The 490-nt window shown below is 64.3% G+C and carries 1 pseudogene; it reads left to right on the forward strand.

Annotated features, from left to right (window positions below):
* Positions 1 to 8: 8 nt before the first annotated feature.
* A pseudogene (locus HMPREF2924_RS22095) lies at positions 9 to 490 on the forward strand (hypothetical protein); the annotation flags it as partial.

Here is a 490-nt window from a genome sequence, read left to right on the forward strand (position 1 = left end):
ATCAACTGATGGCCACCGAATTCGGCACAGCCACGAACCACCAGAACCTGGTCGAGCGCCTCGTCCAGTTCCTCACCGCGAACCCAGACCTGGTCGCGGCTGGGCAGGCCTACGAGATGGTTTTCGACAACACCATCCCCGCGTCCGGCACGGCTATAGCCGTACGCCAGGTGACTCTGCGCGCCCCTGGCCTGGGCGGCACCGACGCCATCTACATGGGGATTCAGAGCTACGGCGATACCGCCCTGGACTACTACAACCTGCGCCTGATGGGCGGCACGGCGTTCAATGCTGGGGCGATCCCGCCCGGTGGCGATTTCTGGACAGCCTTCGTCAACTACAGCCCGCGAGTACAGCTGCTTGCCTGGAACCAGCCGATGCCCTACTGGTTCTTCGCCAACGGCCGACGCTTCTGGGTCGTCGTGAAAGTCTCGACGATCTACGAGTCGGCCGGCGCCGGCTTCATCCTGCCACCCTGTCCGCCGTCGCA

It is taken from the genome of Pseudomonas sp. HMSC063H08 (genome assembly GCF_001813645.1).
GTDB classification, from domain to species: domain Bacteria; phylum Pseudomonadota; class Gammaproteobacteria; order Pseudomonadales; family Pseudomonadaceae; genus Pseudomonas; species Pseudomonas aeruginosa.